General features: G+C 37.7%; 3 protein-coding genes. All 3 read left to right on the forward strand.

Annotated elements, in window-relative coordinates; genetic code table 11:
* The first annotated feature begins 672 nt into the window (after positions 1–672).
* The gene (locus VB740_RS36045) at positions 673–1,461 is read left to right on the forward strand and encodes an AMP-binding protein (RefSeq protein WP_323204594.1); all 789 of its coding nucleotides are present in this window, start codon (positions 673–675) and stop codon (positions 1,459–1,461) included.
* A 22-nt stretch (positions 1,462–1,483) separates the two neighbouring features.
* Entirely contained in the window at positions 1,484–2,158 is a 675-nt protein-coding gene (locus VB740_RS36050; RefSeq protein ID WP_416291319.1) for an SDR family oxidoreductase, read from the forward strand.
* A 264-nt stretch (positions 2,159–2,422) separates the two neighbouring features.
* Positions 2,423–3,745 carry a salicylate synthase gene (locus tag VB740_RS36055; protein ID WP_323204595.1) on the forward strand — a complete coding sequence of 441 codons (1,323 nt, stop codon included), beginning with the start codon at positions 2,423–2,425 and terminating at the stop codon, positions 3,743–3,745.
* Positions 3,746–4,165 lie beyond the last annotated feature (420 nt).

A 4,165-nucleotide genomic window follows, 5' to 3' on the forward strand; every position in this document is an offset into this window, starting at 1 on the left:
CAAAAACTGCATGAACAAAAACCGCCTAAAAACCCACAAAGTCAACAGCCTAGGCAGAGCCTCCATGAGGAGCATTCCCATGCTCTGCATGGGAACGAGATAAACGAGATAACAATGGGAAATTGATCTTTTTTCGACTTGTGTATACACCGTAGCCCATATCTGGGAGAGAGATTTAGGGTGAGGGCGAAAACTACGGTTCTCAACTTAGATGAGGTTTATTTATAGATTTGTAGGGGCGCAAGGCCTTGCGCCCCTACGACAGGATATTTTTTTAACTGGAAGTTCCTTGTACAAAATCGTGGGTTTTTGAGACGCGATAAATCGCCGTCAAGACAAGTATTTTGGTCTTATCTGAACTGTATTGCCTTATTACTGATCAGGCAAGTCCTCTTGTCAATAGGCTTTGAGATGCGCTAAACCTGTAAGTATATCCTGTTTATATCAAGCATTTAAGCGTGAATATTTTGCGGTTAAAAATCAATTTTGCTTAACTGTCTTAACTGTCTTAACTGTCCTTGCCTTTTTATTATGTTGTTAGTAGTATCTGTAAACAAACAATAATCAAAAGTCAAATTAATAACAGTAACAAAGAAAAATTTTCGCAAATTTATAGGTCAATTAGTCTACAAATACACGCTAAATTTTAAGCATACTGAATAATAAAATTATATGATATTTTGCAATTCATATTATTCTAATATTGATATCCCGGAACAGCCACTAACAGAATTTGTATTGCAACGAGCAGCAGAATTAGTGGATAAACCAGCCTTCATTGAAGGGACGAGCGATCGCATAATAACTTATGGACAATTGGCAGACTCTATCCGTCGAGTGGCGGCTGGACTGGCTGCGCGTGGCTTCTCCAAGGGTGATATTTTCGCTATTTACAGTCCTAATCTTCCAGAATATGCGATCGCTTTTCATGCCGTCGTCAGCTTGGGTGGGGTAGTCGCTACAGTCAATCCATCCTACACAACACAAGAGCTTGTATACCAACTGAATGATACCGGTGCAAAATACCTGCTCACCACACCTAACCTTGTAAATCAAGCATTAGAGGCAGTTAAGCAGTCACAAGTAAAAGAAGTGTTCGTATTTGGTGATGCGATTGGCACTACTTCATTTTCCGTGCTTTTACAGAGTGAAGGAGAAGCACCGCAAGTCCAAATCAATCCCAAAGAAGATTTGATGGTATTGCTGTACTCTGGTGGTACAACTGGTCTGCCTAAAGGTGTAATGCACACCCACTATACCTTTGGTACAAACTTTTACCAATTTCAAAACAGCGAATCAATCACCTCAGAGGATCGACTCATCGGAGTTTTACCGTTTTTTCATGCTTACGGGATGCTGATGCTGAATTACAGCCTTGCTTGCGGTGCAACTATTGTCACCATGCAAGGCTTTGATTTAGAAACAGCCGGTACATTACATTTCCACAATCGCGGTTTTTGAATCACCTGTTTATTGGGGGAAAATCGTCACAGAATCAGATCCACTCACTCATAGTGAGGGAATGAAACTTGCTTACTCACAAAGTAAATGGGTAGCAGAAAAGTTGATGATGATAGCATGTAACCGAGGAATTCCTGTTTCGATTTATAGACCACCATTTATTTCCGGTCATAGTCAAACAGGTGCTTGGTATAAAGATGATGTGATCTGCCGTACCATCAAAGGCTGTATCCAAATGGGAAGTATGACAGATATCACCGATAGATTAGATTTAGCTCCCGTAGATTATTTGAGTCAAAGTATTGTTTATTTATCGCAGCAAAAAGATTCTATAGGAAAGGCTTTCCATTTAAATAATCCTCAATCTTCTTCTTGGAACGAATTGACAGATTTTATCGGTTCTTTAGGCTATCCGATTCAACACATTGCTTATCAAGACTGGCAAGTACAACTGAGTAATACTGTCCGTTCTAGAGAAAATCCTTTATATCATCTCTTACCCTTTTTCCTCAAAAAGTTGCCTCAAGAACAACCAGCTATTTTCCAAAATCATCAGCCATTAATAGACCCTCAACTTAGTTGTTCTGCAACAATGAATGCTCTGAAAGGTAGTTCTATATCTTGTCCCCCTGTGAATAAGGAATTATTAAGTACGTATTTTTCGGATTTCATTCGTAGTGGCTGGCTTGACTCATAGCATATTTAAACATTTTCAAAAAAGCTGCTGCCAAAATAGCATTAATGAAAACATTGCATGGTTCTAGCGGTTTCAATTTTCCTCCTTGGGATTATTGTGTATTCGCGTGATAAAATTCACTGCAATTTATTACTGAAACAACAGAAACTTGTTCGTAATTCGTAATTAAGCAAGTTAGATCCTAACTTAGTTTTTAGTTGGTATCTATTGCCCAGTTTTAGAACAATGGCATCACTCACAAATTATCCAAATAAGGTCAAATTCATGGTTGCGGAAATCAAAACCCAAGTTAAGTATAATGAAACATTTGTAGTAGGGCAAAAAGATCCGATTATTGTCTTAAATAACTTGCTAAAAGCTGGAACTTTTTCTAACTATGTAATGTATGAAGGCAATAATGAGGTTCGTATTGCCGGTAATGAGCTTGTTAGGGTGTCAGTAACCCAAGACTCTGTATTAATTAATGGTTTAGGAACATCCTACTTTGAACCAGTAAGTGATCCCTTGAAACAGGTAGAGGCTTTGCTCAAGTCTTTGAATGTTGAAAATTGGACAGCTTATGGCTATGTTGCATTTGATATAGCTCGATTCTACTCGGCATATTCTAAAGCAATTTCCCAAGAACTGCTCTATTTTTTGATTCCTGAGACTGAACTGCGCTTTACAGAAACAGGAATACATATCAAAACTACTAAGTCATTAGAACACGTTCAAAAACAATTATTACTTGATAATGAATTACCAAATTATGAATTATCTTCAGTATTAGTTGATTTTCATGATCGCCAAAATTACGAAAATCGTGTTGATACTCTAGTTACAGCAATTCAACAAGGAAAATTGCAAAAAGCAATTATTTCTCGTTCTGTTAAATTAACAGGTAATTTGGATATTTTAGGAACTTATGTAGCTGCCTCAAAAACAAACAACTCTGCGCGTTCTTATTGTCTCAATTTAGAAGATATCCGTGCTGTTGGCTTTAGTCCTGAAATTCTTATGCAGGTAAACGAAGACGGTTTTGTAGTGACTAATCCACTAGCAGGAACTCGACCCCGTGGTGTAGACCTAGAAGAAGACACACAATTAAGCGGTGAACTATTTACAGATGCGAAAGAAGTGAAAGAACACGCACTGTCAGCTTGGTTAGCACAAAATGAGATTACCTCACTTTGCTCACCAGAAACCGTACGCGTTTTTGATTTCATGGAAGTTAAAAAGTATAGATGTGTACAGCACTTATCATCACGAGTAGGTGGTAAACTCCTACCTAGATATAGCTTGTGGGATGCATTAAAAGTTTTATTCCCAGGAATTACTGTTTCTGGGATTGATAAAGAACAAGCCTTAGCATGGATTGACCGTTTAGAAGATGAGCCAAGGGGTATTTATGCTGGTGGTATTGGTTGGGTAGATAGTAATGGTGCGGCGGATATTGCGATCGCTATTCGCTCAGTTTACCAATACGGTAATAGAATTCACTTAAATGCTGGCGCGGGAATTGTTGCAGAATCTGTTCCTCAAAAAGAGTATATCGAGTCAGTTAATAAAATGAATACTATGCTGAATAACTTAGTTTTGGAGGCTTAAAAGGTATTGAAGATGATTGCGGTTGTGGATGGGGTGATGGTTAATTAGGCAGGGCGAACGTAACTTTTCACTCTCCCCCCTAGTCTCAATCCTAAATCATTCCTAAACAAAAAGATCCCCGACTTCTTAAATAAGTCGGGGATCTAAACATTCCGTGTGGTACAAAAATTTTTATAAATGGTATAAGAAATTACGAATAACAGCAAAGATCATGCGATCGCTAGCCAATTGAAAATAATTGAGTTTTCTCCATTCAAAAATATCAATAAATAGTTTAGCAAATGAGTATAAACACTGAATATTAGTTGTTGTTTTTTATTCCTTGAACAACCTAAGCAGATTAAAAATCTTGGTACTATCCTAAGACTATAGGATTACTATTTGATTTTTGAACAAAGTTAAGTATTGTAGGGTGCGTTA

Source organism: Nostoc sp. UHCC 0251 (assembly GCF_034932245.1).
Taxonomy (GTDB): Bacteria; Cyanobacteriota; Cyanobacteriia; order Cyanobacteriales; family Nostocaceae; genus Nostoc.

Coding starts and splice junctions, on each gene's coding strand:
- VB740_RS36045 (WP_323204594.1), top strand. CDS start 673: ATGATATTTTGCAATTCATATTATTCTAATATTGATATCCCGGAACAG.
- VB740_RS36055 (WP_323204595.1), top strand. CDS start 2,423: ATGGTTGCGGAAATCAAAACCCAAGTTAAGTATAATGAAACATTTGTA.